The 24136-nt window shown below is 61.4% G+C and carries 17 protein-coding genes; all 17 read right to left on the bottom strand.

From position 1 onward, the window contains the following. Positions 1–10 precede the first annotated feature (10 nt). The 17 genes from PDR5_RS07715 to PDR5_RS07635 all read right to left on the bottom strand — a co-directional run bounded on the left by PDR5_RS07715 (position 11) and on the right by PDR5_RS07635 (position 24100). The gene (locus PDR5_RS07715) at positions 11–2935 is read right to left on the bottom strand and encodes a glycosyltransferase family 2 protein (RefSeq protein WP_064594322.1); all 2925 of its coding nucleotides are present in this window, start codon (positions 2933–2935) and stop codon (positions 11–13) included. Between the two features lie 51 nt (positions 2936–2986). Continuing rightward, positions 2987–3715, bottom strand: coding sequence for a cephalosporin hydroxylase family protein (locus PDR5_RS07710; protein ID WP_064594315.1), 729 nt, complete (start codon positions 3713–3715; stop codon positions 2987–2989). Between the two features lie 30 nt (positions 3716–3745). After that, positions 3746–4411 carry an acetyltransferase gene (locus PDR5_RS07705; RefSeq protein ID WP_064594314.1) on the bottom strand — a complete coding sequence of 222 codons (666 nt, stop codon included), beginning with the start codon at positions 4409–4411 and terminating at the stop codon, positions 3746–3748. Further along, entirely contained in the window at positions 4408–5529 is a 1122-nt protein-coding gene (locus PDR5_RS07700) for a DegT/DnrJ/EryC1/StrS family aminotransferase (RefSeq protein WP_064594311.1), read from the bottom strand. The genes PDR5_RS07705 and PDR5_RS07700 overlap by 4 nt, the downstream gene beginning before the upstream one ends. Beyond that, complete coding sequence (locus PDR5_RS07695; protein WP_064594309.1) at positions 5526–6752, bottom strand: class I SAM-dependent methyltransferase; 1227 nt, start codon at positions 6750–6752, stop codon at positions 5526–5528. The genes PDR5_RS07700 and PDR5_RS07695 overlap by 4 nt, the downstream gene beginning before the upstream one ends. Next, a complete protein-coding gene (rfbC, locus tag PDR5_RS07690) occupies positions 6749–7309 on the bottom strand; it encodes a dTDP-4-dehydrorhamnose 3,5-epimerase (protein WP_064594307.1) in 561 nt (186 codons plus the stop codon). The genes PDR5_RS07695 and rfbC overlap by 4 nt, the downstream gene beginning before the upstream one ends. Beyond that, positions 7306–8388 carry a CDP-glucose 4,6-dehydratase gene (gene rfbG / locus PDR5_RS07685; protein WP_064594305.1) on the bottom strand — a complete coding sequence of 361 codons (1083 nt, stop codon included), beginning with the start codon at positions 8386–8388 and terminating at the stop codon, positions 7306–7308. Before rfbG ends, rfbC begins: the two co-directional genes overlap by 4 nt. Next, complete coding sequence (gene rfbF, locus PDR5_RS07680; RefSeq protein ID WP_064594303.1) at positions 8370–9143, bottom strand: glucose-1-phosphate cytidylyltransferase; 774 nt, start codon at positions 9141–9143, stop codon at positions 8370–8372. Before rfbF ends, rfbG begins: the two co-directional genes overlap by 19 nt. 255 nt (positions 9144–9398) lie before the next feature. Beyond that, entirely contained in the window at positions 9399–11807 is a 2409-nt protein-coding gene (locus tag PDR5_RS29815) for a hypothetical protein (protein ID WP_064594301.1), read from the bottom strand. 191 nt (positions 11808–11998) lie between these two features. Next, complete coding sequence (locus tag PDR5_RS07670) at positions 11999–15595, bottom strand: glycosyltransferase (protein WP_064594296.1); 3597 nt, start codon at positions 15593–15595, stop codon at positions 11999–12001. Positions 15596–15707: 112 nt separating this feature from the next. Next, a complete protein-coding gene (locus tag PDR5_RS07665) occupies positions 15708–17279 on the bottom strand; it encodes a flagellar hook-associated protein 3 (protein WP_064594294.1) in 1572 nt (523 codons plus the stop codon). A gap of 13 nt (positions 17280–17292) precedes the next feature. Beyond that, positions 17293–19338, bottom strand: a complete 2046-nt coding sequence (gene flgK / locus PDR5_RS07660) for a flagellar hook-associated protein FlgK (protein WP_064594292.1) — start codon at positions 19336–19338, stop codon at positions 17293–17295. 21 nt (positions 19339–19359) lie between these two features. After that, positions 19360–20652, bottom strand: a complete 1293-nt coding sequence (gene flgJ / locus PDR5_RS07655; protein WP_064594290.1) for a flagellar assembly peptidoglycan hydrolase FlgJ — start codon at positions 20650–20652, stop codon at positions 19360–19362. An 11-nt stretch (positions 20653–20663) separates the two neighbouring features. Beyond that, positions 20664–21752 carry a flagellar basal body P-ring protein FlgI gene (locus PDR5_RS07650; protein ID WP_011333019.1) on the bottom strand — a complete coding sequence of 363 codons (1089 nt, stop codon included), beginning with the start codon at positions 21750–21752 and terminating at the stop codon, positions 20664–20666. Between the two features lie 27 nt (positions 21753–21779). After that, positions 21780–22475: a flagellar basal body L-ring protein FlgH gene (gene flgH / locus PDR5_RS07645; RefSeq protein ID WP_039765527.1), complete on the bottom strand. Its 696-nt coding sequence runs from the start codon at positions 22473–22475 to the stop codon at positions 21780–21782. Positions 22476–22528: 53 nt separating this feature from the next. Beyond that, entirely contained in the window at positions 22529–23314 is a 786-nt protein-coding gene (gene flgG, locus PDR5_RS07640; RefSeq protein ID WP_039765524.1) for a flagellar basal-body rod protein FlgG, read from the bottom strand. A 45-nt stretch (positions 23315–23359) separates the two neighbouring features. Further along, positions 23360–24100 (bottom strand): flagellar basal body rod protein FlgF, encoded by a 741-nt coding sequence (locus PDR5_RS07635; protein ID WP_007958343.1) that lies wholly within the window; start codon positions 24098–24100, stop codon positions 23360–23362. Between the last annotated feature and the right edge of the window lie 36 nt (positions 24101–24136).

Raw genomic sequence — 24136 nt, 5'->3', positions numbered from 1 at the left:
CCCCGAGGCATCAGCCCAGCCACTGCGCCCAGTTCACCGCAGCACGTTCGTTCAGACCAAAACCTTTGCCGCTGAGGATCAGGTTCGGGTTACCGGCCGGATCCTGAGCGAAGACGGAGGACCATTTTTCAGCCAGTGCTTCCAGAGCCTGCGGCGCTTGCGACAGTTGCCCGTCATGCAGCACCTGCACCAGCGGCGTCCATACGGTGAGGTAACCGGCCTGACCGGCCTTGAGGCACAGGTCGACGTCACTGAAACCTTCGTCGAAGCTTTTGGCGTCCAGCCCGCCCAGGGCGTCGAACAACTCTTTGCTCACCATCAGGCACACGCCCGACACGGCCGAGTAGTTCTGATCAACCTGCAGACGATGCATGTAACCTTCGGCGTCGTGCTTCTCGCCGATGAAGGCCGAACCAACGGTGCCATCCGCGCCGAGAATCAGACCGGCCTGGGAGACTTTCCCGTCGCGGTCGACCAGCTTCGGCCCGACGACGCCCACTTCAGGACGCTGGGCATGGTTGAGCAGCGACTCGATCCAGTTCGGGTTGACGACTTCGCTGTCAGCGGCCATCAGCACCAGGTACTCGCCTTGCGCCTGCTGGCTGGCGGCGTTGCACAACGCCGCGTCGCTCAGCGGTTGATCGGCATGCAGAACGCGGACTTTGGCGTGGCTCAGGGTGCCCAGCCAGTCGTTGACGGCGGCTGACTGACCAGCCCGTGCCGCCAGCAACACTTCATAGCGGGTGTAGCGGGTTCTCAGCAACACGCCTTCCAGGCAACGTTGCAAGGCCGGCAGATCATCGCTGACCGGCAGGATGATCGACACCAGCGGCTGCTCGGTGTGGCGATAATCGATCTGGTAAGTGCCGGGCGTCGACGAGGTGATCTTGGCCTTGTAGCCACGATTGCCCAGGTGACGCAGCAGCGCCTGACGTTCATCGGTGTTCTCTGCCAGCTCCGAAGAGCGGGTAATCAGCAGTGGTTCGTCGAGGTGCGCGAGGCCGCCCAGACCACGCTGCTCGATGATGCGCAACAACAGGTCGAATTCCAGCGCCTTGCTGAAGTCGGCCTGATAACCACCCGCCTCGATCAGCACTTCACGGCGGATCAGCCAGTGCCGCGCCATGAGGGCTGGCAGACTTTGCAGCAGATCGAGGTTGAAGCCCGGACGGAACACGTCCACCAGGGCACCGTCGGCGCTGCGCTGGATTTCATCGGTGGCCACCGCACGGCAACCGTCGGCCGACTGCAGTTCCAGACCGGCACGCAGCAGACCGCTGGCGGTGAACTCGTCGCCCGCTTCGGCCAGCAGCAGCCAGTCGCACGGCGATTGATTGACGCTCAGGTTCAGCTTGTCGACAAAGTTGCCCTGGGTCACCCGTACAAAGTGCAAGGTATTCTGCGCCGTGGTCGCGGCCGGTGGTTCACCGGTGGTGAACACCACAACCTTGAATGCCTTGCTGTGTCCTTCCAGCAGACTGTCCAGGGTGACCTGCAGCTTGTCGATGTCGTTGTCCAGATCCAGCAGGAAGATGCCGAACTGCGGACTGCCGCCATTGGCCGCCAGTTGACGGGCAATGGCCTGGGCCTGCCCGGCATCCGGCTGACGCTCATCGAGCCACTTGAGCAAACGCCCGGTCAGCATTTTGCCGAATACCGCCTGATTGCCTTCGAGCGACACCGCTTCGAGTCGAGCGACCCACGCACGCAGTTTTTCGGCGTCTTCGTCCTCGCCCAGCAATTGCAGTTGCGCCACCAGACGGTTGATCACCGTGCGGTTGAATACGTTGGCGTCGTGGGCTTGCCACAAGCGGTCCACCACGCTTTCCGGTGTGTCGTTGTTGCGGGCCTGCATCAGGTTTTCCTGGCGGGCCCAGATGCCTTCCAGGCCTTGCAACTGGATGCGGCCGGCCGGCATGGCGTGCAGCAGAAACTCGAACTGGGTCAACTGATCGAAGAACGCCTGATTGTAGAACGGCATTTCGACGTACTGTTTCGGCCCGAAGCGGCGCTGCGGGCCGGCTTCGATGTCGGTCCAGGTCGACTCCAGAATCAATTCGGCGGTCAATGCCCGACCGGTGCGCAGGCTGTCGGCCAGGGCTTCGAAACTTTGCAGGACAAACTGTTTTCCCTGTTGCGGATCCTGATGCTCGACCTGGGTCGGCAACCCGGCCAGGAACGTGGCAAACACCTCTCGCTCGGACACCGATTTGGCGTCGGTGTAAGCCAGTGAGTGAAAGATCTCGGTGTTGTGATCGGAATGCTGATAGTTGATTTCACGCACAACATAGGGGATCGGCAGGATACGTGCCTTGCCGCGTGCCAGCATGTAGTACGTGTGACCGACTTCCTGCCACTGGAAGATCGTGTCTTGCGGCATCGCGTCATACCAGTCGCGCAGAATCTCGGTGCGCTGCACCGCATAAAACGGCGGCAGGTACTGGGACATGTATTCCAGCAGGCGATCCTGGGCACGATCGGCCGAGTAGTCCTCGCAGACTTTCTTGTCACGACGGTAGTAGCTGACGCCATTGGCCAGCGTCAGGTACATCATGCTGTAGCCGTGGCACAAGCTGTAGTCGGGGTTGGCATCCATGAAGTCAACGGCCTGGTGCAAGGCATCGTGCACCAGGAAGTCATCGTCGGCGGCGAACACCATGTAGGGGGTCTGCAACTGCTGCACGCCGTAGGCCAGCTTGGCGCGGATGCCCCAATAGCCGAACTGCGGCAGATGCTGATATTCCACGTTGGCAAATTGCCCGGCCACGCCCGGCAATGCCTCGGCGGACGAGTCCAGCACCAGGATCCTGCACGGCAGGGCGCTGTAGAAACGCACGGCCCTGCGCAGAAACGCCGGGCGTTCGTGAGATATCAGCACAACGGTCAACTGTTCGTTGAGTGCCAAATCGTGTCCAGAACTGTTCTTGCCTTGCATAAATTCCCCACAAGCGGCGAGTCGCCGAAAACTCAACGTTGTTTTTGTCGATTAACGAACGCGACGCAGATAGCCATCCGGCGCGACAGTGATCAGCAACTTGCTGTGAATGGCCTGATCGATTTCGAAATCGCTGTTCTCTTCCAGGTAGGCCCACACAGCGGTTTTCGGATTGTCACCCTTGCCCCACGGACGATCCGGGAAGGCGTCTTCGGGCATGTCTTCGACCACGGTGTCCATCACCACGCAATAGCTGCCCACCGACACCAGTGGTGCGTACAGGCGCAGCTCTTCGAGGACGTGTTCGTGGGTATGGTTGGAGTCCAGCACCACCAGCACTTTCTTGCCCTGCACGCGATCACGTACCTGGTCGACGATGGCGGTATCGATGCTCGAACCCTGGATCATGCTGATCCGCTTGAACATCGGGTGCGCTTCAATGGCTTCGCGGTTGTGCTGGCGGATGTCGATGTCGACGCCCAGCACTTCGCCGTGACCGATCAGTTCGAGGATCGAGGCGTAGAACACCAGCGAACCGCCGTGGGCGATCCCGGTTTCAACGATCACGTCCGGACGCAGGTTCCAGATGATTTCCTGCATGGCGACCATGTCCTGCGGGAACTGAATGATCGGCCGGCCCATCCAGCTGAAGTTGTAGGTGTACTTGTGTTTTGCGGTGGTGCCGACCCAGCCCAGCGATTCGGTTTGCAGTGCCTTGTCCTGTTGCAGGCCTTCGATGTTGGCTTTTACTTCTTCGCGAAACTGCTCATGTGGATTCATTGCGACTCTCCAAAAATTCGGGAAAACGGCTTACCTGAACACCCTGGCGTCAGGGTATGGCACGGTGTTGGTCTTGATGATCCTGGCGGGATTGCCCACCACGACCGAAAAATCCGGAACGTCTTTTGTCACCACGGCACCGGCGCCGATGGTCACCCAGCGACCGATGCGCAGGCGCGGCAGGATCGTGGCGTTGGTACCGATAAACGTGCCGTCGCCGATTTCCACACAGCCGGCGATGCACACGCCCGGCGCCATGAACACCGAGTGACCGATTCGCCCCTCATGTCCCACGACGCTGCCGGCGCTGATGCTGGTGTTGTCGCCGAGTTCGACCTCGGCCTGCATCAACACGCCTTCCTGCAGATAACTGCCCTGCCCCATGCGGATCATGCTCAGATCGATGCCGGGATGAATGAACTGACCAAGCTTCGCCCCTGCATCTACCAACTGACACGTGGTTTCGTAGCGTAACCGGGTACTGCCGGTGATCAGATTGACGAAGCGCACGTCCGGCCCATTGAGCTCGGCGACCCGCTCCGAACCACCCACCACCGGCACCCCGTAAAACATCGTGTGGTGCTTGCGCGGATCGTTGTCCAGAAACGCGAATTCGACATTCGGCGTACTGCGTTTGACCGCGTGCAGCATGCGTACCGCTTCCGGGTTGGCGGCCCCCAGCAGATACATCTTCACGGCGCGGGCCTGCTTGCCAGCAAGTCCAGCACCACTTGCACGACGCGCTGCTGATCGGCGTCGGTCATGTCGTGATAGCTCGGCAGGTTGAAGGCGCGCTCCGGCAGGGCGAATGACACCGGCGTGTCAACGTTGTGCCCGCTGAACATCGGCAGCGTCGACAGCGGCCAGAAGAACACCCGGGCATCGATGTCGGCGGCCTGGAACGCTGCGATCAACTGGTCGCGATGGATACCGGTGTCGGCATCGAACACCACGGTCGGCATCCAGTAACCGTTGCGCCCGTGAGCCGGCTCGGGATTGAGCGACACACCCGGCACGCCTTCCAGCGCCTGCGCATAGTTGGCAAAGATCGCCCGCTTGCGCGCGATCAACTCTTCGATCCGCTCGACCTGTGCGCAACCGACGGCCGCCTGCAGGTTGCTCATCTTGTATTTGAAACCGACGAACTCGGGCCAGAACTGCTTGGTGCAGCCGGCCACCCGACCGTGGTTGGACAGGGTCAGCACGCGCTCGTACAAGGCCTTGTCCGAGGTGACGAACATCCCGCCCTCGCCAGTCGTCATGGTCTTGGTGCCATGGAACGAAAAAGCCCCGAAAGCACCGAGCGAGCCCGCCGCCCTGCCGCGCCACTGCGAACCGATGGCTTCGGCTGCATCCTCGATCACGGGAATGCCGAATTCCTTGCCGATGGCCAGCAAGGCATCCATGTCGCACAGATTGCCGTACAGATGCACCGCCAGGATGGCTTTGGTGCGCGGGCCGATCGCGTTTCTGACCTGCTGCGGGTCGAGGCACCAGCTGTCGGCCAGCACATCGACGAACACCGGCGTGGCGCCCAGATAAGTGATGGGCGCCGCCGAGGCGATCCAGTTGGTGTTGCCAAGGATCACTTCATCGCCTTCGCCGATGCCCAGCGCCGCCATGCCCATGTGTAGGGCTCCGGTGCAACTGGAGGTGGCGATGGCGTAGGTCGCGCCCAAGTGCTCGGCAAAACCGTGCTCGAAGCGGGTCAGGTATTCGTAGCAACGTGCGCCCCAGCCGTTCTGCACGGCGTCAAGGGTGTAGCGGGCTTCGAGTTCGCCGACGCTGGGTTTGGTGTAATGAATTCTGCTCATCGAATGCTCAACTCCGGAACGGCGACGACAAAGCGTGCGCCCCACGTTTTGGCCGAGGCCAGTTGCTGCGTGACTTCACTCAACAGGTTCCACGGCAGCACCAGGATGTAGTCGGGCTTTTCCAGCTCGATGCGTTCGGGCGCGACAATCGGAATGCGGCTGCCCGGCAGGAACTTGCCCTGTTTGTGCGGGTTGGCATCGGCGACCCAGGCCAGCAGATCCGTCCTCACGCCGGCGAAGTTGAGCAAGGTATTTCCTTTGGCTGCCGCGCCATAGCCGACCACGCGCTTGCCCTCGGCCTTGGCCTGCAACAGAAAACGCAGCAACTGGTGCTTGATGTTTTCGGCGGCCGGCGCCAGCGTCGCGTAGTACCCGGTGGTTTTCACCCCGGCGTCGAGCTCGGCCTGCAACTGCTGTTGCACCGCTGGCTGCACGGCGCGGCGTTCGCCGTCCTTGCGCTGGACGAACACCCGCAGCGATCCGCCATGGGTGGTCAGCTGGCTGACGTCGAACACTTCCAGGCCGTTGCGCTCGCACAGGGTCTGCACGGCGGTCAACGACAGGTAGGAATAGTGTTCGTGATACAGCGTGTCGAACTGCGCGCCGGCCATCAGCGTCAGCAGTTGCGGGAATTCGAAGGTAGCGACGCCGGTCGGTTTGAGCAGCGCAGCGAAACCACCGAGGAAGTCATTGATGTCCGGCACATGGGCCAGCACGTTGTTGGCGGCCATCAGGTCAGCGGCCCAGCTTTCGCTTTTCAGCTGTGCGGCGGTGTCGCGACCGAAGAACAGTTCACGAATCTCCAGGCCTTTTTCCCGTGCTGCCTGCGCGGTGCTGCGGGTCGGCTCGACGCCCAGGCACTGGATGCCGCGACCGGCCACGTATTGCAGCAGGTAGCCGTCGTTGGCGGCGACCTCCACCACGCGGCTGTCGGCGGTCAGGCCGAAGCGCTCGACCATCTCGGCCACATAGCGCTCGGCGTGGGCCAGCCAGGTACTGGAGAACGAACTGAAGTAGGCGTACTCGGCGTCGAACAGGCTGTCGGCCGAGGTGTAATCCTCGGTCTGGACCAGCCAGCATTGCTCGCACACGGCGACCTTCAGCGGCACCCATTGTTCGGCCTGCTCCAGCCGATCGGCATGCACGTAGGCGTTGGACGGTGGCGAGGTGCCGAGGTCGATCAGCGGCAAGCTCAGCGGTGCGGCGCACCCACGGCAGTTCATAGACGCACTCCAGCAAAGTGTTGATCGAGCGCGGGATGGCTGGAATCACGCGCTGACAAATTATTGACAGGCAACGGCCAGGCAATCGCCAGCCGTGGATCGTTCACCGACAGGCCGCCCTCGTGCTCCGGCGCGTAATCGGCGCTGTGCAGATAAAGCAGTTCGGCGTCTTCGGTGAGGGTCTGGAAACCGTGGGCGAAGCCGGCCGGAATCAGCAGGCTGCGACCGTCGCCGGCCTTCAGGTGCTCGGCGTGCCAGTGCAGGAAGGTTTCGGAATCCGGGCGCAGGTCCACCGCCACGTCCCACACTTCACCGCGCAGGCAGGTGATCAGTTTGGCTTCCGGCGCATTGGCGTTCTGGTAATGCAGACCGCGCACGCTGCCCTTCTCGCGGGTGCAGGAATGGTTGATCTGGCGGATGTGAAACTCGGCACCAAACGCTTCCAGACTGCCCTCGCAGAACAGCCGGGCGAAGTGCCCGCGCTGGTCTTGGAAGCGTTTGTGCTGAACGCTGAATAAACCGGCCAGCGGCAACGGTTTCAAGGAAAACTCGCTCACAGCGCGCCCCGGTACAGGTTCAGTTGGCCGAGGGTCACGGTGCGCATGTCATCACCGTTCTGCCACGCCAGGTGCCAGTCGAGCGTCTGGGTCAGGCACTGCTGCAACGACCAGCGCGGTTGCCAGCCCAGCACCTGACGTGCGCGGCTGCTGTCCAGGCGCAGCAGACCGGCTTCGTGCAGGTCACTCTTTTCGAGGCGCAGGCCACGGGCCTGAGGCCAGCGGTTGGAGAGCAGTTCGACCACTTCGCCGACGCTGCACATGTCCGCCTCACCCGGGCCGAAGTTCCACGCTCCGGCGTATTCCGGGCCTTGTTCGTAGAGCCCGGCGGCCAATTGCAGGTAGCCGGCCAGCGGCTCCAGCGCGTGCTGCCACGGGCGCACGGCTTGCGGGTAACGCAGGGTCACCGGCTCGTCTGCCGTCCAGGCCTTGAGCACGTCGGGAATCAGCCGTTCAGGGGCGAAATCGCCGCCGCCCAACACATTGCCGGCGCGCGCGGTGGCCAGGGCCAGACCGTGCTCGGCGTACTTGTCGGCCGGGAAAAACGACGCCGCGTAAGACTGCGCCAGCAACTCGCAGCAGGCCTTGCTGCTGCTGTAAGGATCGTGGCCACCGAGTGCTTCGTCTTCGCGGTAGGGCCACAGCCATTCCTTGTTGGCGTAGACCTTGTCGGTGGTCACCAGCACGCAGGCCCGCACGCAACCAACCTGACGAATCGCTTCGAGCAGGTTGAGGGTGCCCATGACGTTGCTGGAATAAGTGCCGAGCGGATCGCGATAACCTTCGCGCACCAGCGGCTGGGCCGCCAGGTGCAGGACGATTTCCGGCTCGGTGTCGGCGATGATCTCGAGCAAGGCGCCGAGGTCACGCAGGTCGCCGCGCTGGTCGTTGATGCCTTCGCTCACACGCGCCAGTTCGAACAGGCTCGGCTCGGTCGACGGGTCGAGGGAAAAACCGCTGACTTGCGCACCGAGGCTTTGCAGCCACAGGGTCAGCCAGCTGCCCTTGAAACCGGTGTGACCGGTGACCAGAACCCGCTTGCCGCGCCAGAATTCCGGACTCAGTCCCATTGCTTCCATGGGGCCTCCCCGCTCTGCCACAACGCTTCGAGGTGGTTTTTGTCACGCAGGGTGTCCATTGGCTGCCAGAAGCCTTCGTGCTGGTACGCCATCAACTCGCCGCGCTCGGCCAGACCGTCGAGCGGGCCGGACTCCCACGAGGTTTCGTCGCCTTCGATCAGCGGCAAAACCTTGGGCGAGAGCACAAAGAAACCACCGTTGATCCAGCCACCGTCACCGCGCGGTTTTTCCGTGAAACCGAGAACCCGGTCGCCGTCACGATCCAGCGCGCCATAGCGACCCGGCGGTTGTACGGCGGTGACTGTCGCCATCTTGCCGTGAGTCAGGTGGAAATCCACCAGCGAGCTGATATTCAGGTCGGAGACGCCGTCGCCATAGGTGAAGCAGAAGGCTTGTTCGTTTTCCAGATAGCGTGCGGCGCGACGCAGACGGCCACCGGTCATGGTTTCCTCGCCAGTGTCAATCAGCGTCACGCGCCACGGTTCGCTGTAGTTCTGGTGAACGTCCATGCGATTTTCACGCATGTCGAACGTCACGTCGGAGGTGTGCAGGAAGTAGTTGGCGAAGAAGTCTTTGATCGCGTAGCCCTTGTAGCCAAGGCAAATCACGAAGTCATGAATCCCGTGGGCGGAATACTGTTTCATGATGTGCCAGAGAATTGGCTTGCCACCGATCTCGATCATCGGTTTCGGCTTGAGGTGCGACTCTTCACTGATGCGCGTGCCCAGGCCACCCGCCAAAATAACTGCCTTCATGGTCTCCCCTCTCGTTCGTCACAGGGCTGCGCGCTGCTTTTTGCGCATTGCGGCCTTCTGGCTAAACCTTTCTGCCGGTACGGGCGCAGGGGCAATGACCGCGAGCGCTCGTTTTATGGCGATTTGAGGGGGACTTGCAGGAAACGCGCCAGCTCCGCTGGCTGCGCGTCGGCAGGACATTTGCCCATGAAAAAAGGGATGAAGCCGTTGCCGGCTTCATCCCTCCCTTCAAACAACTCCCGTGCGTCGACCGGATCAACCGAACATGGCAAACCCGTCAACAGCGGCCGGCAAATTGTAAACCTGACCATCAGCGGTCTGGATGTGCTCGATGCTATTGAAGCCCGCATACCAGCCCGCCAGTTTCACGCCATTGGTCGGTGCCCCGGTGCTGCCGTCATTGGCGCTGTGCAGATAGGCGTCGTCACCGATACGGGTAACGCCCAACTGGCTGGCGTTGGCAATGGCGTTCAGGATCAGGGTGTCGTTCAGGCTGGTGCCGCCGTCCTGAATCACCACCAGACCGGAGGTGTTCACCACGTAGGTATCATCACCCTCACCGCCATTGGCGAAACCACCGGATGCCTGCTGGCCGGCCAGATTGAGAATCAACCGGTCGTCACCCTCGCCACCGAACAACGAGTAGGTGCTGCCCTTGCCGGTCAATACGTCGTTGCCGATACCGCCGATGGCGCTGCCGTTGACTACCGTCACGGCGTCATTGCCGTCCTCACCGAACGCGTTGGTACCCAGATCGTTTTCAGCACTGACAATCACGTCGTCACCCGACCCGCCATATAACTGATCGGCCTGCGCATTATCGGCCACACCTTCGAGGCTGAACGGCCCGATATCGGATACCAGGCCGCCATAGATGACGTCGTTACCGTCACCACCATTGATCAGATCGCTGCCGCGCCCGCCTTCCAGCGTGTTGTCCGCATCGTTGCCGGTCAAGGTGTCGTCGAAATGACTGCCCATCACGCCTTCGATATTGGTCAGCATGTCGCCCAGGGCATCGCCACCCAGGTTGATACCGGTCTGCAGATTGATTTCTACTGCCGAGGCACTGGTGAGGTACCAGACGCTATCGATGCCATCGCGCCCATCGACCGCATCTGCGCCACCACCACCGATGAAGGTGTCATTGCCAGCCGAACCCATGAAGTTATCAGAATACTGACTGCCCTCGATCAGTTCGATCCCGGTGTATTCAGGCACCGGATTCCAGGGTTTGTACGCGGCCCCGCTCAGGTCGATCGTCATCGGCATGAAGGCGTATTTGAAACTCAGCAGATCCTGCCCCTGCCCGCCATCGAGGCCGAAAAACCAGGACATGCCGCTGGCGTAAAAGGTGTCGTTGAAGTCACTGCCACGGATGATCTCGATGTTCTGGTACGTATCGCCGTCAGCGATCCCTGAAAACTCCCGGGTCGCCCAGTTCAGCGTCATGGCGACCGTGCTGTCGCCGTAACTGAGCACATCGATACCGTCGCCACCGTCAAAGGAATCGCCCTTGTCACCGCCGAACAACACGTCGTTGCCACTGCCGCCGACGATCGTGTTCCAGGTGTCGTTGCCGTAGCCGGTGAAGTCGCCGGTCCCGGTATACGTCAGGTTTTCAACGAACGGATCCAGGTGCATCACAGACAGCGTGGTGTAAACCTGATCGGTGCCGCCCATGAAGCCCTCGACTTCTTCGATGGTCACACCGGTGCTGTTGATGATGTACACATCGTTCCAGTCGCCACCGGCCAGGGTCACGCCACCGATGTTGGCGGTGAACTGATCAGCATTGCTGGTGCCAATGATTTTTTCGACATTGCGAAAGGTGTCGCCAACTGCATTGATTCCACTGCCGATCTCGATGCTGACCGGCCCTGCGTTATGGTGATAGCTCACCGTGTCGTAGCCATCGGAACCGTCAATGATCATCGACCCTTCGAAGCGATAGATCAGATCATCGAACTTCGAACCTTCAATGGCTTCGATACCGGTGAAGGTGTCTCCGTAGGCAATGGTCAACCCGTCATAGTTGCTCCAGTCCGCGATTCTCACCCCTTCGGAACTGTCGCTGTAGCTGACGGTATCGAAGCCATCACCACCGACGAAGTGATCCGCCCCGTCGCCGCCCCACAGCCAGTCGTTGCCGGCACCGCCAATGATCTCGTTGTCAGTGTCACTGCCGTAGGCCTTGAAATCACCCGTACCGGTGAAGGTCAGCTTCTCGATGAAGGAGTCCATCTTGATGGTGTTGAGACTGGTGCGCAGCTCGTCGTAACCGCCGTAATTCTCTTCGATGATGGTCACGCCTTCACTGCCGACGATGTACACATCGTCCCCCCAGCTGCCCTCCAGCGTCACACCGGAGTTGTTGCTGGTGAAGGTGTCGTTCAAAGAGGTACCGATGACTTTCTCGACATTGAGCAAGGTATCGCGCTTGCCGTCGGCCACCGTGACAGTCAGTGAGTCCTGGTCGATTTCGACACTGACGGCCGAAGACAGCACGCGATAGTCCGCCGTGTCAAAACCCTCACCCCCGTCCAGCACGTCCGATCCGGCGCTGCCGATCAGCTGATCATCCGACCCCATTCCATAGAGTTCGTCATTGCCATCGGTGCCCACCAGGTAATCCACATCACTCGTTCCATTCACTACTGACATTGCTTCTTCCTTGCGTTGTTGTTGAACCGGATACCGTCAAAGAGCGCTGAGCGCCAGCTTGCTGAAAATAAACTTCGGACCCATGACTTCGGTCATCTCAAACGACGCCGAACGATAGGAACCAGCCTGAAAAAAACAAAACAGGCGACTGTAAAAGTCGCCTGTTTTGAGAAAAAGCCTGTACGAACCGATCAGTCCGCCAGCCAGCCGTTTTCCCAGTACCGTAGGTTATCCCCACGCAGCACGTAATCGCGCAGCACGACTTCACGCAATTCGTCACCCATGCGATAGCTCGCATCCGGATCGGCCAGGTGCATGCGGATCGCTTGCAGCCACTCATCCGTGGTGTTGGTCTTGATCCGGGTGCATGGCAGGTAACCGCGATAGGCCTCGGTGTCGGTGCAGATCACCGGGTATCCGCAGGCACCGTACTCCAGCAGACGCAGGTTGCTCTTGCAGTCGTTGAAAATGTGGAACTCCAGCGGTGCCAGGGCCAGGTCGAGGTTGAGGCTCGCCAGTTTCGCCGGGTACACGTCCAGGCCGATCACGCCGTGGAATTCATGCATGTACGGACGCAGATCATCCGGACACATGCCGAAGAACACCCAGTCGACTTCATTGGCCAGTTCACGAACAACGTCGGCAATCACGGCCAGGTCGCCGTGGTGGCTGGTGCCGCCACCCCAGCCGACCCGTGGTTTTTTCGAGGTGCGGCGCTGGCTGCGCAAGTCGCACCACATGTGTCGGGACAGCATGTTCGGAACGACCCGGATGTCGTTATGCATGCTCGACAGCGCATTGCCCAGCGGCGCCGTGGACACCACGACCCGGTCACACATGGCAATTGCCCGGCGGACGAGTTTTTCCATTTCGTCCTTGTTCGGCATGTTGCGGATGTGCGCATTGCGGTGCGGCACATCGATGACGTAGTCATCGAGCTCATAGATCCGCCGCGCACTGGAGTACTTTTGCAGACTCGGGATTTCGTTGATCGGCGCTTCGGCATAGCGCCCCTGCAAAATGATCACGTCCGGCGACTGACGCTCGACTTCAATGATGGTCGGCAGGTTGTAGTGAATGCGCCCCAGCGCGCGACCTGCTGCTTCCAGCTCGATCAAAGGCTGCGTCACGCGGTAGTGGCCGATGGCGGAGGCGTTGACCGGCAGCGCAAGGATCTTCGGCAGTTGTGGCTGGGAGAACGGAGTCCAGCCAGTACGCAAGCCTGGATCGAGACTGAAGCTCGACCCGCCAAGGCCGTTCAGCGACAGATTCTTGTTGTAGGCCGGGTCCCGCGCAACGATGGGCAACCAGCGCTTGTAGAACGTTTCCTGCTCCTTGCCGAGCTGCGCCTCTTCACCCTCTTTTGGCGTAACGGCCGGCTGCGCACCCAATGCCAGCTGCGCATAAGGCGTCCAGACCACCAGATAACCCTGCTGACCGACACGCAGGCACAAGTCCACTTCGTTCAGCGACTGCGCCAGATCCTGTTCGTCGAGGCCACCGACGGCCTCGAAAACCGACTTGCGCACCAGCAGGCAATCGCTGCCGACGGCGCTCAGGTCATGCGCCGCCAGCAGACGATACATGTAACCCGTCGCCTGCAGCGATTCACCGAAAAACGGTACGCCGGCCGGCCCTTGCAGACCCAGAATCAGCCCGGAATGCACGATCCGGCCATCCGGGTTGAATAGTTTCGCGCCCACTACACCGACTTCCGGCCTTTGCGCATGATTGAGCATTTCCGCCAGCCATTCGCCGTTGGTGATCACCGCGTACGGGTTGAGCAGCAGGACGTAATCGCCACGGGCCTCACTCACGGAGAGATTGCGCACTGACGCCAGGTTGTCCTGCTGCGGGCAGTCCAGCACGCGAATCCGCTCGCTGCCCAATTGCGCCATGCCATCGAACCAGGCCCGGGCTTCGGCGCTCTCGCTGCCGTTGTCCACCAGCAGCAGTTCGTACTCGGCATATGCGGTTTTCTCCAGCAGGCTCTCGACGCAGCGCTGCACCGCCGCCGTCTGATCCTTGCTGACGATGATGATCGACACCAGCGGCCGGCGGGCGTGGTGATAGTCGACCCGGTTCAACAGGTTCGACGCACCTCGACGGATGTCATGAGCGATGCCCAGCCGATCCAGGTGTGCGCCGACCAGTTGCGCATTGCTGTCTGCCATTTCCGGTCCCGACAGCCACTTGGCCAGGTCAAATGCCGACTCCAGCAACACCTCGGCGATATGACCGACCACTGGTGTGCCGCCATCCTCGACCATGCGCCAAAGCACATCGTGGGGTGCCAGTTCGCCAAACGACGAATCGAAACCACCCAGGGCCAGGAAACGTTCACGCTCGAACGCCAGCGCCCTGCCGACGTAGGGGTAGCTGCGCATCAGATCGAGGTTGAAGTCCGGCTTGAATACCGGCTCGGTCGATTCACCCTGGGACAGACCACCCTCATCGCTGTACAGACACGTCAAGGTACGCGACAACGCAATGCGCTCGGCCATCACCAGCAGCGCCGGCACCACCAACCGATCGCCGGCACGCAGCAGGTAGAACCAGTCGGCGCCATCGAGTTGCGGCAGCAGATCATTGATTTGTTGCTGCCAGTCATCCTGCAGCGGCATGCGCACCACGCGCTCGTCCAACTGCACCTCGGTACAGGCCGCAGACAATACGATGGTCAGCTCGGACAAATACTCCTGGGCGGCCAGCGATTGCAACGTAAGATCCAGCGCCGAGCGACTGCCCTGCTCGTCAATGATCAGTGCAACGATTTTCGGTATACGCGGCCACGCGGCCAGTGTATCCGGCAGCAATTCACGCTGGCCTTCGGTCAGGCGGCGGCATTCGAGCCACTGCGCGTACAGCTCGGCGAAACTGACGCTGGAGATGCCCACGTGCCAATCCTGGGTCGTCTGCTTGGTACCCAGTGTCCGGCTCAGCGGCAGCTCTTCCCAGACACGCGGCGACTCGTCTGCCTTGGTCATCGGCACGTAGCGCACCCAGCCCGGTGCAGGCGCCGACTCGCCGCTGCGCGCCTTGAGCATCTGCGTCAGCCATTGACGCTCGGCCTCGATCGCATCGCGCATGGCCTGCTGACCGCTCAATCGTTCAGGGTACAGTCGCTCGACACTCAATACATGGTTCGAGACCACCATGTTGCCCCGGCGCAGCAGACAGACATACAGGGCGAAGTCCAGACTGGCGACAAAGCAGTGCCCCGGCTGGGTCAACGCCGGCAGCAACTCCACTACATCGGCGCGGCGAAACAGGGCATTGCTGAAACCGCCCAGAATGTTGACCGGAAAGTTCTCGAAGATCGCCAGCAGGTCTTCACCCTTGAACAGCCCGCAGGTCGGAGACAGCGGCGTGTTTTGCAGGCGTGACGGCAGCGGCCGATCGTCTGCGTCCCAGAACAGGCGCTGAGCCAGGACCAGATTGACATCCTGCTGATCGATGAGTACCTGCGCCTGACGCTCGACACAGATGCTGAACAACTGGTCGTCATCGCACAGGAATTTTATGAACTCGCCCTGAGCCTGTTCGAGACAGACGTGCAGGTTGCCCACCAGCCCCAGCGTCCGGGAATTGCGTACATAACGCACCGCCACGCCGCTGCTTTCGCTCACCGAGTCGACGATGGTTTTGATCTCGTGACCACGACTGTCATCGCAGACAATGATTTCGAGATTGCCATAGCCCTGACTCACGGCACTTTGCAATGCCCGTTCGAAAAAACGCGGATTGAAGGCTGGAATGACGAGGCTGACGAGGGGAAGTGAATTCACGGCGGGCTCACAGGCGGTGCGAACCCGCCCAGAAAAGCGAGCTCTTGAAACCGCTAAGACATTAACTATTGAAGGAACAGGGCAACGCGGGCGCTTGCGCGCCCGCCTGCCGTCAGATCTTGTTGAACAGACCCAGCTGGCTGATTTTGCTGAACGCCAGTTGCGAGGCCTGCAGCATGGTCTGCTGCAGGGTCAGGCGGGTCATCACCTCGGCCGGATCGGAATCGCGGATCGAGCCCTGAGTGGTGGTGTTCGCCTGGATCAGGGACTCGTTGGTGGTGGTCTGGTCATCCAGCGACTGGCCACGGGCACCGATCGACGTGACGGCGGAACCGATCTGGTTGCTGGCGCTGTCGATGTTGCCCAGCGCCGACTCCATCGCCCCCTGGAATTTCTGCTTGGCGACCGGATCACCATCGATCGGTGTGTTCAATGCAGTGACCATCTGGCCCAGGGTGTCGAGCACGTTCTGGGTCTGGTGGTTGTTGGACTGGATCGAGAACTGGTCACCGGCGGCTGGCGTGCCGCCGATGGCGAAAGTCACGCCCGCAGCCGTAGCGTTGCCACCGACCACGGTGCCCGAAGACACCGGTTTGCTGTCGGCAGTGACAGGCGCCGCGTACAGGTCGAATGCCGTGGCACTCGTGAACTTCAGAACGGCGCCGCCGCCCGACGGGAAAGCGCCGTTGTAGGCCGCCTGGTTGGTCACGTTCGAACCGGTGATGACCGCGGTCGACGGGTTGCCCGGGCTGCGCACGGAGGTGAAAGAGTCCGGTGTGGCCGACAGCTGGAAGCTGTGACCGGCAATGACCGCGTCCGGGTTGGTATCACCTGGCTTGAGGTTGATGTTCAGTTTCAGATCGACACCACGGAAACTGACCGTCTGGTTGGCACCGTTGCTGTTGGTGATCGCACCGTTCTGACTGGCTTCGGTGGTTACGTCATTGCCCAAGGCATCGGTGATCTTGATCTGAGTGCTGCTGATGAAATCCACGGTGTACGGCTGGCCGGCCGTGAATTTGGCGTTGTAAGTCGCAGCGGTACCCACGATACCGTTGGTCAGCACCACACGACCGTCATCGACCGCCGGAGCCGTCATGCTGGTTTGGGTCCGGGCGGTATTGATGGTCTGCTGGAAGGCATCCCAACCGGTGGTGTTGGTGGCCACCGACAGGCCGTCGCCAATGCCCAGGTTGATCTGGGTCTGGTCGCCGTTGTAGGTGTAGGTGCCGTCGGCGTTCTGCGAATACGGCGCAGTATCGGTCTTCGAGCCGGAGAACAGGTAGTTGCCGTTGGCATCCTTGGAGTTCATCAGGCCCAGCACCTGCTGCTGGATCTGGCCAAGTTCCGCGGCGTAAGCCTGGCGGTCCTTGTCGGTGGCGATGCCGTTGTTGGCCGCCAGACCGATTTCCTTGGCACGTGCCAGAGCGGTGGTGATGGCGCTCAGGGTGGACTCCTGAACGGTCAACGAGCTCTTGGTGGTGTCAATGTTGCCTTTGTACTGCTCGAGCATCGCGGCCTGCTGGCCCAGCTTCAGCAAACGACCAGCCCCGATCGGATCGTCGGCGGCGGTGTTGATGCGCTGCAGGCTGCTGGCTTCGTTGGCGGTCGCGACCGTCTTGCTGTAGTTGCGCTGATATTGGGCAGCTTGTGTCGCGTAATACTGGGCGGTGGAAATGCGCATGAATTACGGCTCCTTAAAGACTGTTGATCAGCGTGGCGAAGGTTTCCTGCGCAGCTTTGATGATCTGCGAAGACGCTGTGTAGTACTGCTGATACTTGACCAGGTTGCCGGTCTCTTCATCCAGGTTGACCTGGGACAGCGAGTCCCGCGCACCCTGGGCCTGATCCAGGATCACCGTGGTGGCCGCACCGTCGGACTTGCTCTGGGCCGCCTGGGTACCGACGTTGGTCACCAGTTTGTTGTAGGCGTCGGTCAGGCTGATGCCCTTGCTCGCCGTGCCGGTGTCGACGGTCTGTTTGGTCTGCAAACCGACCAGTGCCTGGGCGTTGCGGTTGTCCGAAGAAGCTGCGCCGGTCAGGTTGATGGTGAAGGTTTCGCCGGACTTCGGCGTCGCGCCCACGGTGGTCTGCACGGTGAAGGTCTTTTGCACGTTCGGGATGACGGTGGTGTCCATCACCGGGGCACCGGTGGAGTCGACCATGCCGATCTTCAGGTTCAGGGTGTTCGCCTGACCGGGAACGATGACGCCGGAACCGATCGTGGCACCCTTGGCATCAACCATGTTGTAAGTCTGGCTGCCGCTGGTGGTGGCACCGAATACCAGTTTGACCGGGGTCGAATACTTGAGCGCGTTCTGCAGCTCCGCCTGGGACGCCGGGTTGTAGATATCGACGACGTCAGTCAGCGTCGGCTGAGTGTAGGTGCCTGAGTTGTTGGCACTGGCCACGCCGGTCAACGGTGAGGCTGCCGCGATTTTCTTCGGGTCGGTGAGCACGGTCTGGATGCTGGCCGCCGCGTTGCGGGTCGGGGTGACCTTGAACGTGTCGCCGGCACTCAGGGCACCACCGTTCAGGGCCAGGGTAAAGCCGTCGATTACCGGAGGCGGCGTGGTCGTGGTGCTGAACGAACCCATGTCGGTGCCGTCGGAGCGCTTGACCGTGTAATTGGTCGCGCTGGTGAAGGTGACCTGGTAGTCGCTAGTGGTCAGCTTGCCGGTGTCCTTGATGGTGACATCAAGGTTGCCCGAACCTGCGCTGTTGCCGGACTGGGCAATACTGCGCTGGCTGATCAGGGCGGCACTGTTGATGTCGTTGAAAATCGCCGCGCCAAAGTCACCGTTCTTGTCGATGCCCTGGGCTTGCTGGCGGTTGATCTGGTCGGCAACGACCAGTGCCACACGGCCCAACTCGTTGAGTGCAGGATCGAGCACTTCCTTGCGATAAGTCAGCAGACCGCCGATTTCACCACCGGTCATCGCCGAGGTGATGTCGATGGTGCTCGAACCACGATCCATCTGGATGCCCATGCGCGATGGGTCACCCTTGAGCGGCACGGTGCTCAGGGTATTGGTGGTATTGCCGATGACCAACGGCTGGCCGCTGCCGATGTAGACGTCGAAGCTGGTGCCACGCTCAACGACTTGCGCGCCGGTCAGCTCGGAGAGCTGACGCACGGCTTCGTTACGGCTGTCGAGCAGATCGTTCGGCTGGCCGCCGCTGGTGGAGATCTCGCCGATCTTCTGGTTCAGCGTGGCAATCGAGGTTGCCAGCTTGTTCACCTGGGACGCCATGTCGGACAGGTTGCCATTGAGCGTAGCGTTCTGATCGTTCATCTGCTTGGCCAGCGCGTTGAAGCGACTGGTCAGGGCCTGCGCGCCGGTCAGTACCGACTGACGGGAAGTGTCGTCGGTGGCCGAGGTCGATACGCCTTGCATCGAGGTGAAGAATTTCTGCAGCACGCCGGTCAGGCCGGTGTTGGTGTCGGACAGCGAGCCGTCCAGTGCGGTCGCCTGCGCCCCGAAAGCGGCGGCTTCGCTATTGAGCGACGTGGCGGTACGCAGTTGAGATTCAAGGTAGGAGTTGTACACCCGACGCACGTCGGCGAGGGTCGTACCGGTACCGATGAACACGTTACCGTACTGAATCGAGGACTTGGTGCCCTGCACGGTTTGCTGGCGCGAATAACCGGCGGTGTCGACGTTGGCAATGTTGTTACCCGTCACAGCCAGAGAGGATGAACTCGCGGCCAACCCCGACATCCCGATATTGAGCAAACTCATGATTCAAACCTTACCTTGTGTTTATAAGGGCGTTGTTGAAACGCCGGCCGCAGCGTAGTTCTGATTGACCGTCATCTGCCTGGCAATCTGCGAAATCTTCGTCGCGTAGTTCGGGTCGGTCGCGTAACCGGCCTTCTGCAATTCGCGTACAAACTGTTCTGGGTTATCGGCCGACTTCAGCACATCTTGATAGCGATTATTGCTCTGCAGCAACGTCACCAGATCGTGGAAGCTGTCCTTGTACGAGGCATAGGAACGGAACTCGGCCGTCTCCTTGACCATCTGCCCGTTGCGGAATTCGCTGGTGATCGCCCGGGCCGAATCGCCCTTCCAGTTGCTGCTCGCCTTGATGCCGAACAGGTTGTGACTGCTGCTGCCGTCCTGGGCGCGCATGACCGATTTGCCCCAGCCGGTTTCCAGCGCAGCCTGAGCCACCAGATAACGCGGATCGACGCCAATTCGCGCGGCGGCTTCCTGCGCCATCGGCAGCATGGTGTTGACGAATTCGTCGGCGTTGCCGAACGCTTTCTTTGCCGGTGCCAGCGGGATCTGCGCCATGGCGCGGCCGTAAATCTGCATCTGCCCGCCCGAGGCTTTATCTGCCTCGGCGCGGTCCAGCCAGTCGCCGTTGTACAGCGGGCCGGAACCGGTGGCAGCGGCGGCCGTGGCGCGTTGCGGCAGTTGAGCGGTCGCCGCCGGCGTGGCTGACGGCACCAGACCTGCGAGCAAGCGATCCGCCAGTTTCGGCGGCAGCGCCAGACGACGCTGGTTGATCATTTCCATGTCATTGCGATGGGTCAGTTCGGTGCTCGGCGCATGCACCGAACGCGACGCCCACAACGGACGCTCGCCATTGAGTCGCGACAACGGACCATTCGTAGCCACGGTGCCGGCGGCAATCGGCGTGGCCACGGCAGCGGCCTTGGCTTTGGCTTCTTCCTGCTTGGCGGCGGACGCGGCCGCAGCCTCGCCCGGCGCCATTGGTTTGTTCTTCGACATCTGGCGCATCAGCACGTCGGCGAGGCCGATACCCCCGCCCTCGCGGGACATGGAGACCGCCAGTTGCTGGTCGTACATTTCCTGATATTGCTTGGCCGCCGGCGTATTGAGCGGGTTGTCCTGGCCCAGCGCTTCAGTGGCCGAGCGCATCGACTTGAGCATTTCACCGAGGAACAGCGATTCGAATTCCTGCGCGACCTTGCGCATGTTCGCGTCGCTGTTCTTGTCGCCGACCTTGAGCTGGTTCAGACGATTGAGGTCGGAGTACGAACCCGAATCGCTGCTGCTGACCAGACCGCTTTTGCGCATATCCATGGTCGGCGTCCTCAGATCACGATCAGGTCGGCTTGCAACGCGCCGGCCTGCTTCAGTGCTTCAAGGATGGCCATCAGGTCACCAGGCGCGGCGCCGACCTGGTTCACCGCACGGACGATCTCGTCGAGGGTGGTACCCGGGCCGAACTTGAACATCGGCTTGGCTTCCTGTTCGGCATTCACCCGCGAGCGCGGCACTACGGCGGTCTGGCCGTTGGACAGCGGGCCCGGCTGGCTGACGATCGGGTCTTCGGTGATGGTCACGGTCAGGCTGCCGTGGGTCACGGCGGCCGGCGATACCTTCACGTTCTGGCCGATGACGATGGTGCCGGTACGCGAGTTGATGATGACTTTCGCCACCGCCTGACCGGGATCGACTTCGAGGTTTTCCAGGATCGACAGATAGTCGACGCGCTGGCTCGGATCGAGCGGCGCGGTCACACGGATCGAACCGCCGTCGATGGCCTGGGCCACGCCTGGGCCGAGCATGTCGTTGATCTTGTCGACGATGCGCTTGGCGGTGGTGAAGTCGGAACGGTTGAGGTTAAGCGTCAGGCTGTTGCCCTGGTTGAAACCGCTCGGCACCGAACGCTCGACCGACGCACCGCCCGGGATGCGACCGGCCGACGGAACGTTGACGGTGATCTTCGAACCGTCACGACCTTCAGCATCGAAACCGCCGACCACCAGGTTGCCCTGGGCGATGGCGTAGACGTTGCCGTCGATACCTTTGAGCGGGGTCAGCAACAGCGTGCCGCCGCGCAGGCTCTTGGAGTTACCGATGGACGACACGGTGATATCGACCTGCTGACCCGGTTTGGCGAACGCCGGCAGATCGGCACTCACCGACACTGCCGCAACGTTTTTCAGCTGCACGTTGCCCGATCCCGGCGGCACCTTGATGCCGAACTGCGAGAGCATGTTGTTGAAGGTCTGCAGGGTAAACGGGGTCTGCGTGGTCTGGTCGCCGGTGCCGTTAAGACCGACCACCAGGCCGTAACCGATCAACTGGTTGGAACGCACGCCGGAAATGCTGGCGATATCTTTCAGCCGCTCTGCGTGGGCACCAAAGGCTGCGGACATCAACGCCGCAGCGAGCATGAGGCTCTTGAAATTCAACGTAGCCACCTAGAAAGGGAACAGCGGGCTGAGGAAGAAACGGTCGAACCAGCCTGGCTGACTCGCATCGGCGAACGAACCGGTGCCCGAGTAGGTGATGCGCGCATCAGCAACCCGGGTCGAGGACACGGTGTTGTCGGTGGCGATGTCGTCGGCACGCACGAGACCGGCGATCCGCACCAGCTCGTCGCCGGTGTTGAGGGTCATCCACTTCTCGCCACGCACGGCGATGATGCCGTTGGGCAACACGTCGGCGACGGTCACGGTGATCGAGCCGGTCAGGGTGTTGCCCTGGGCGGCCTTGCTGTCACCCTTGGTCGCGCGGTCGCCTTCATAGCTGGCGCTCAGGCTCAGGTCATTGCCGCCGATCGGGTTGTTGGTGGTTGCACTGCTGCCGAACAGCGACGTCAGGCCGATGCCGGTCTTGCTGTTCTTGGCCACCTGAGAGTTGGCGTTCTTGCTGGCCTGGGTTCTCTCGTTCAGGGTGATGGTGATGATGTCACCGACCCGGAACGCCTTGCGGTCGCTGTACAGGTTCTGCTCGAAACCGGCCTGATAGATCGAGCCGTTGTTGGCGGCCGACGGCAACGGTGTGCGCGGCAACACCGGGGCGTAGTAAGGATCATTGGGCTTGGGCGTCGGAGCGACGCAGCCCGCGAGCGAGACGACCCCGCTCAATGCCACAACAGATACAAAGCGCTTCATGACCCTTACCTCACGGTGTTGCAGGCAGCCTCATGGCCGCCTCATAGACTTGATTACAGATTCTGCGTTACGAACGAGAGCATCTGGTCGGCGGTGGAGATCACCTTGGAGTTCATCTCGTACGCGCGCTGGGTGGTGATCATGTTGACCATCTCTTCCACGGTGCTGACGTTGGAGGTTTCCAGGGTGTTCTGCAGGGTGGTACCGAAACCGTTCAGGCCCGGCGTACCGACTTGCGGTGCACCGGAAGCGGCGGTTTCCAGGAACAGGTTGTTGCCCACCGCTTGCAGACCGGCCGGGTTGATGAAGTCGGCGGTTTGCAGGTTGCCGATCACTTGCGATGCGGCGTTGCCGGCGGTGGTGATCGACACGGTGCCGTCACGACCCACAGTGAAGGTCTGGGCGTTGTTCGGGATGACGATGGCCGGTTCCAGGGCGAAACCGCTGGCGTTGACGATCTGGCCGTTGGAGTCGAGGTGGAAAGTACCGTCACGGGTGTAGGACGTGGTGCCGTCCGGTTGCAGGATCTGGAAGAAACCGCGACCGTCGATGGCCATGTCCAGCGGCTGCTCGGTGGTTTGCAGGCTGCCGGCGGTGAAGTTTTTCTGGGTGCCGACGATGCGCACACCGGTACCCACTTGCAGACCCGACGGCAGTTCGCTGTCCTGGGTCGACTGGGCGCCTGGCTGACGCTTGATCTGGTACAGCAGGTCCTGGAACTCGGCGCGGTCACGTTTGAAACCCGTGGTCGACACGTTCGCCAGGTTGTTGGAAATGGTGGTCAGGTTGGTGTCCTGGGCGGACAGACCGGTTTTGGCAACCCATAGAGCCGGAAGCATTCGATTCTCCTCGTGCGCCTGTTTTACGGCGCGACGTTCTGATAATTAGCTGATCTGCAAGACCCGAGCCATGGCCTGGTCGTCGTCTTTGGCGGTGTTCATCATCTTGACGTGCAATTCGAATTGCTTGGCCAGGGCCAGCACCGACGTCATCTCTTCCACGGCATTGACGTTGCTCGACTCCAGGAAACCCGACACCAGCTTGACGTTGGCATCGGCCGGCGCAGGCTGGCCGTCCTTGGTGTAGATCGAACCGTCCAGGCCCTTGTTCATGTTCTTGATGTCCGGGTTGACCAGCTTGATCCGGTCGACTTCGGCCATGACGCGCGGGCCCTCGCCCATCGCTCGAATACTGATGGTGCCGTCTTCACCGACTTCCACCTGCTGCTCCGGCGGCACGGCGATCGGCCCGCCATTGCCCATGACCGGCATGCCATTGCCGGCACGCAATACGCCGAGGGCGTCGATATTGAGGCTGCCGGTGCGCACGTAGCTTTCGCCGCCGTTAGGGTTCTGCACGGCGATCCAGCCGTTGCCCGACACAGCCACGTCGAGGTCACGACCGGTCTGCACCAGCGAGCCCGGCGTGAAGTCGGTGGCGGGCCGTTCGCTCATGGCAAACGCACGCGCCGGAAAGCTGTCACCGAACACCGGCATCGAACGCGCCTGCTCCAGGTCGCGCTGAAAACCGTTGGTGGATATGTTCGCCAGGTTGTTGGCATGAGCCTTTTGCGCCAGTGCGTTCTGGCTGGCGCCGGTCATTGCCACATAAAGGTACTTGTCCACACTCTTTCCTCTGCATGCCGGACGTTTGCCGCCCAC

Origin of the sequence: Pseudomonas sp. DR 5-09, from assembly GCF_001655595.1 — a bacterium.
Taxonomy (GTDB): Bacteria; Pseudomonadota; Gammaproteobacteria; order Pseudomonadales; family Pseudomonadaceae; genus Aquipseudomonas; species Aquipseudomonas pharyngis.
The sequence above is the reverse complement of the archived record's forward strand: the minus strand, read 5'-3'. Positions and strand labels throughout refer to the sequence as shown.